Origin of the sequence: Erwinia sp. S38, assembly GCF_016624545.1 — a bacterium.
In the GTDB taxonomy this organism is placed as follows: domain Bacteria; phylum Pseudomonadota; class Gammaproteobacteria; order Enterobacterales; family Enterobacteriaceae; genus Erwinia; species Erwinia coffeiphila.
Window position 1 is genome coordinate 1 of the sequence record NZ_JACVTS010000065.1, and the last position, 1,284, is coordinate 1,284.

Sequence of the window (1,284 nt, forward strand, 5' to 3'; positions counted from 1 at the left end):
CCACCTCAGACCAACGGTGAAACCCTCGATGTCACGCTGAAAGATGCGGCCGGCAACGAGTCCACCGCCGCTCAGGTGAATGCGGATGACACCACCGCCCCGGCAGCACCAACTGACGTAGAAGTTGGAGATGATGGAGCTTACCTCTGGGGCCATGGCGAACCGGGCACTACTGTCACCGTTTATGATCCAGACGGAAACGAAATTGGGACAGCTACCGTCGGAGACAATGGCTACTTTGAAGTTGAACTTCATCCAGCCCAAGTGGATGGCGAAACTCTTAGCGTTACCCTCAAAGATGCAGCAGGCAATATCTCCGATCCAACCAGCGTAGATGCTCCGATCGTTGATGACTCAGATGCCGATGCGGATGCCGATGCCGATGCCGATGCCGACGCGGACGCGGACGCTGATGCCGATGCGGATGCGGACGCCGATGCCGACGCGGATGCTGACGCCGACGCCGATGCGGATGCCGATGCCGATGCCGATGCTGATGCCGATGCCGATGCCGATGCCGATGCCGATGCCGATGCCGATGCGGATGCCGATGCGGATGCCGATGCGGATGCCGATGCCGACGCCGATGCGGACGCGGATGCCGATGCCGATGCCGACGCGGATGCTGATGCGGATGCCGATGCCGACGCCGATGCGGATGCGGATGCGGATGCTGACGCCGATGCCGACGCGGATGCGGATGCCGATGCTGACGCGGATGCCGATGCGGATGCTGACGCCGATGCCGATGCGGATGCCGACGTTGATGCACCAGATGCTCCGGAAGGGCTTGTGGTTGCGGAAGACGGCCTGACCATTACCGGTACAGGTGAACCTGGCGCTGCTGTTACCGTCTATGACGCTAATAACAACGTAATCAGTATTCCGGGCACCGTGGTAGACGAAGACGGCAACTTCACCGTTACTCTGACTACACCTCAGACTAATGGCGAAACCCTGAACGTTACCCTGACTGATGCAGCAGGTAACGAGTCACAGCCTGGCACTGTTGAAGCAGACGACACCACACCTCCGGCTCAGGTTGACGAGTTGAACGTGGCGGAAGACGGTCTGAGCATTACGGGTACCGGCGAACCGGGTGCGGCAATTACCGTACGCGATGCCGATGGCAACGTGATCAGCGTTCCGGGTGCTGTGGTGGGCGAGGACGGTAACTTCACCGTGAATCTGACTACACCTCAGACCAACGGCGAAACCCTCTCTGTAACCCAGACCGACGAAGCGGGCAACCCGTCCGATCCGGCGACCGTTGACGCGGGCGAT

General features: G+C 60.4%; 1 protein-coding gene. It reads left to right on the top strand.

The annotated features are described in order from the left end of the window. The coding region (locus IBT46_RS27000) for an Ig-like domain-containing protein (protein WP_234480327.1) at positions 1–1,284 on the top strand (1,284 nt) is incomplete at both ends.